The 4963-nt window shown below is 50.6% G+C and carries 1 protein-coding gene; it reads left to right on the top strand.

Annotation, left to right across the window (positions count from 1 at the left end):
- Window positions 1-220 precede the first annotated feature (220 nt).
- A complete protein-coding gene (locus NFR25_RS00820) occupies window positions 221-4330 on the top strand; it encodes a DUF7507 domain-containing protein (protein ID WP_251197353.1) in 4110 nt (1369 codons plus the stop codon).
- Window positions 4331-4963 lie beyond the last annotated feature (633 nt).

The following is a 4963-nucleotide window of genomic DNA, read 5'->3' as shown; positions in this document are numbered from 1 at the left end:
ACAAAGGAGGCGACACGATCTAATAGAGCTAGCAGATGCTATCCAGCATGCTAACTGTATCGGATCGTTCATCCTGGTAAGTTTGAGGAGATATATTTCCCCAGGTAATGGACAAGTTTAAGGCTGAACGAAAAAAGTTTCAGTAAAGTCATAGCGAAGTCATAGCATATACGGTATAATTGACATCGCGTGGTAGGAACAAAGAGGAGTAAATGCTCAAATGAAAGCACTTGCGAACAGATCAGAACTCATGAAAAGAGCCCTGGCTTGCCTGGTTTCGTTCACCTTGGCATTCACGCTCTTTGGTACCCCTGCTTATGCAGCCACTATGGCAGATGAAACCTCCGTTCAGCCATCCGAAGAAGCTGTTAGTGCCGGAAACAGCTCCACCGCAGTAGACAGTCTGGAATCCCAGCTGTCTACTGCCGTGGATGGCAATGCGGTTGCTGAAGACGTCGCAGCTGCTTCTAGTGAAGAAGATGCAGTAGTCACTAGCGAAACTGATGCCACCGATCCTGAAGCAGGGGAGGGCAGCGGTTCTGAAGGCACCGAAGGTGAAGATGAACTTGAAGAAGGCACCCAGGAAGGGGACACCGAAGAAGCTCCCTTCACGCTGGAGGCCAATGCAGCTTACTATACTGAAGGTGTTATCACCTACACCATCAAGCTGGTCAATTCCACTGATGAAACCTTCGACAACATCACGCTCTCTTCTTCTATCATCATCGAAGGCATCAGCTATCAGCTCGATCTTCCACAAGGCTTTAGCCTTGAAGCGGGCCAGACCATGGTCATCCCCGCTACCATCGAAGTTGATCCCTACATCGCTTATGGCGATGAACCGTATGTAACGCATCTCGTCACTGCTTCCTGCGGCTCTCTGGAAGCCTATGGCACGGGTAGCGTGCTCATCACGCCTCCCAATAGCAGTGCAGCTGATGTGAATGTGGATGTGAACATCCAGGCAGTGTTGTTCGATGAAACAGGCACCTATCGTCCTGATGTGGACTTCGCACTGCCAGGCTACGAAGTGGTCTTCACGTTCGAAGTTATCAACAATGGCTATGAACCCCTTACCGATGTTCATGCGAACCCCGTCAGCTCCATGACCATCGAAGGCGACTGGGAAACTCCTCGTGAACTGCAGCCAGGTGAATCCACCACCTATACGGCTCGCTATACTGTTACTGAAGCGGACGATCCTGCAGGCGATGAATACGGCGCCGTAACAGGCACTATCGAAGTTATCGCAGGTGGTATGGGAGAGATCTTCTCAGACTCCCCTTATAAGGTCGCAAAGCCCACCTACGGCTACAAGATCAACTATTTCGATGCTGAAGGCAATCTGCTGGGTGTGCATGAAGAGCACTTCATCTACGGCCCTGTGGTGAACATCTCTTCTGAGATCACCAACGAATTCCTTCCAGAGGAAGGCTATGCACCAGCTGAAGCACTGTATGGCCTGGTCCTTTCTGAAGATCCGAACGAAAACGTGTTCGAAGTGCACTATCAGGTCAAGCTCACCGATCTTGAATATATGGTGCGCTTCTACAAGGGCTCTGTTGCTGCAGAAAATCTGCTCGGCACTGAAGTGGGTATTGGCGACGCAGGCGACACGTATGTGTTCGATGCTGAATTCCTGAACCAGTATCTGCCAGAAGAGGGCTATCAGGCTCTTGAGGCTGAACAGTACCTCACCATCTCTGCTAATCCTACAGAGAACACCCTGTTGGTGGTCTATGAACCCCAGCAGCTCTCCTATCAGCTTTCCTTCTACGCTGAAACTGAAGAGGGTAGGGACTTCATCGCAAGCTATGCTGAAACCGCCTCCTACGGCAGCGTGGTCTCCTTCGATACGGTATTCCTGAACTCCTATCTGCCGCAGGTGGGCTATGAAGCTCTTACCGAAGGCATCACCATGGATATCCAGGCGAATCCTGAACAGAACCGCATGGATATCGTGTTCAAGCGTGCACAGATCGAATGCAGCATCAGCTACTGGCGTGATAATGACCTGTATGCATCCAACGCTTCGGGTACCTACACCTTCACGGCAACCTATGGCTCTACCATCACTATTGACGAAGGTCTTCTGAACAGGGCATTCCCTGGCGAAGGCTATGTGCGCTTCACTAATGAAGATGCACGCACCATGGTAGTGACCGCAGACCCTTCGCAGAACACCATGAAGGTCATCTACGAACGCGGTTATTTCAACTACACTGTGAATTACTATAAGGACAGTGTCTCTGAAGAGAACTTCATCGATTCCTTCACGGGCAGCGGTCGCTTTGGCTACGCAGTCTATAACATCGATGCGAATCTGTTCCTTCCCGAAGGCTATCAGCCTATCGATCAGAGCCTGTATATCTCCAACATCACCGCTGATCCCAGCCGTAATGTACTGAACGTGGTCTACACCAAGCGCTCTGATATTGCTTATACGGTGAACTACTACCGCGATTCCGTTGATCCCGCGAACTTCCTGGGTTCGGATTCCTCCACGGGAGCACTTGACCAGGAAATCCCTTATGAACTGGGCAAATATCTTCCTAATGGCTATGCTGCAGAAGCTCAGATCTTGGGTGCACGCACCATTACGGTCGACCCTGCAGCTAACGTGCTGAACGTGGTTTACACCAACCGTGCTGAATATGGCTATATCGTCAATTACTATGTCGATTCCATCGATGGCGCGAACTACCTGGGTACCACGCAGGGTAGGGCAGCGTATGGCAGCCCCATTGCTTATGTTGAAGGCGCATTCGTTCCTGCTGGATACAACGCATCTGATGTGAATGTCTCTGGTGCCACTTTCGTGGGCACTGACGAAACTCAGAACATCCTGAACGTGGTCTACACCACTAAGACTCAGCTCACCTACACGGTCAATTACTACGCTGATGAAGTAGGCGGTACGCTGCTGAACTCTGTTACGGGTTATGGCACGCTGGGCGACGCTATTCCGTATACTGAAGGCGCATATCAGCCTGCTGGCTATGTGTTTGGCCAGGTCACTGGTGCTTCTACCATCGGCCTTACTCCTGAAGAGAGTGTACTGAACGTGGTCTACACCAAGGGAACCTTTGGTTACACGGTGAACTACTACAAGGGCTCCGTGAGCGAAGAGAACCTTCTGGGAACCGATGCTGGTACGGCAACCTACCTCAGCGCCACCCCTTATACCGATGGCGCGTATCTGCCTGAAGGCTATGTTGCCCCTGGCGTGCTCTCGGGCACTACCACTATCGGCTACGACGAAGCTGCTAACGTGCTGAACGTGGTCTATCAGCCTGGACGCTTTGCTTACACAGTGAACTACTACAAGGGCTCTATTGATGAAGAGAACCTTATCGCTACTACCGAAGGCACCCGTCCTTATGGCACTATGCTTCAGATTGCTCCCAGTGAGCTGAACAGCCAGCTTCCCGAAGGTTATTCGCCCTTTGGCCAGGCTGTTTCTTTGGAGATCTCCGCAGATCCTGCTTCAAACGTGGTGAATATCGTCTTCACTCCCGACTTCGAAGCATTCTATGCTGCCGGTATTGATCCTCTGAACGCTACTTACACAGGTGCTAAGCACTATGTTGCCCCACGTGGCGTGGTTGATGGCGACATCATCACCTATAAGTATGGCAACGAAGTTCAGACCCGTGTGGTGGGCGTGGATGCAAACATCGGCGCTGAATTCACCGAAGTGACCAATGGCGATGTTCCAGTCGTGGTCACTGTTACCCGTGCCGGTATCACCTCTGATCCGCTTCAAACCATCGTGAATATCGCTGAAGCACCTGCAGCTCCTGTGAATCCTGCACCTTCAGATACTCCTAATACCCCTGAAATGCCTGATCAGCCTGGTAATGTAGTGGCGGATCAGCCTCAGGAACCTGAAGAAGGCACGCAAGCTCCTGGAAATGTCCTTGAAGGCCTGGCATCGCTTCTGAACCCTGCTCTGGCGGTTCCTGCACCGTCTTATACCGTGCCTGACAGTGCGGTAGACACTGCAGATGAAGCTCCTGTTGCCGAAGAGACCACCATTCTGGATGACGTGAACCCCTTAGCTTCGTCTCCCTTCTCTACTACGAACAACCTTCAGCACAGTTCTTCTGGTCCTATTGGCTACCTGCTGCTGATCATTGCAAGCCTTTTCGCTGCGGCTGCTGTTGCGCTGCTGCTCATGCGAAAGCGTATGGTGGATCGTTACGACGAATTGAAGGGCACTACGCTTGCCATTGAGCAATACAAGGCCAAGCACATAATGGCTTATGTTGCAGGCTCGGCTGTGCTCTCGGTAACCTTCTACGCCCTTTGGGTGCTCCTACAGATATAGTCACTCATTAACGAGGCAGGATTTGGTCCAACTTAATGGGGACAGGATTTATCCTGTCCCCATTAACTCCAATTGATCTTTCTTCCATCTTTTAAGGCTTTATCTCAAAATTGACCCTCTGTAATGCCGTATAAGGCGCGATAATAAACCAGGATGAGTAACTTAATCATTGCGTAAATAAGGGCATCTTAGAATCGATTACAGAGCCTTACAGACACTCGAGCATCAAAAAGGGACCTAAATGGTCCTTTTTTTCGTATATCAGACCCTCCAGAGGCCGCCGAATCGATCAATATCCGACCCATGCACAGGAGATGCCCTTTTACCACGTATTATGTCGTTGCACAAGATTAATCTTGTAAATTTCTTTGCGAGGGTAGGGGAGAACACGTAGTAACACGCCTGTTTTCGGCCAAAGTTTGCCCCAGAATACCCTAGATTTGCCCAAATCCCATCAATTCTAGCAAGTTATAGCACTCTAGCAGCATGCTATACATGCTATAACCCCAGGTCAGAAGTAGACGAGAAGGAGCTTATTTGGTGCCAAAACAGGTCAGTTTTTGGCCCATTTTCATCTCCGAAACAGGCCCTAAATCAGCCCTCAGGAAGGCCCTCAAAACCGCCCAGATCGGC

The organism is Anaerotardibacter muris (assembly GCF_943192915.1).
Taxonomy (GTDB): domain Bacteria; phylum Actinomycetota; class Coriobacteriia; order Coriobacteriales; family Eggerthellaceae; genus Anaerotardibacter; species Anaerotardibacter muris.
This window is presented reverse-complemented; position numbering and strand designations above follow the sequence as displayed.

Excerpts from the sequence above, each read along its gene's own strand:
- NFR25_RS00820 (WP_251197353.1), top strand. The coding sequence starts at position 221 with ATGAAAGCACTTGCGAACAGATCAGAACTCATGAAAAGAGCCCTGGCT.